General features: G+C 58.3%; 1 protein-coding gene. It reads left to right on the forward strand.

Annotated features, from left to right (window positions below; all coding sequences use genetic code 11):
* Window positions 1–11 precede the first annotated feature (11 nt).
* On the forward strand, window positions 12–235 hold a 224-nt coding region (locus tag Q4563_RS22700), incomplete at its 3' end, for a hypothetical protein (RefSeq protein WP_303606159.1).

The following is a 235-nucleotide window of genomic DNA, read 5'->3' on the forward strand; positions in this document are numbered from 1 at the left end:
GGCCGGTTAAGATGGCGGCACTAATAACCCTGTCATCTTCTGCGGGCTGGATGCTGCCGTTGGTGCCTGTTCAGGCAGAACCGGAGGGTGCACCGAAACGTGAGCCGGACAGTACGCCAGATATAGGACTGTTGCTCTATCTGGCCGATCAGGTCGAGATTGATGACGAGTGGATTGATCCGATGATGCTGCTGGGGGCGTCGCCTCTGACCCCGCAAGATACCGAGGTCAGCAG

The organism is Gilvimarinus sp. 1_MG-2023, assembly GCF_030548285.1.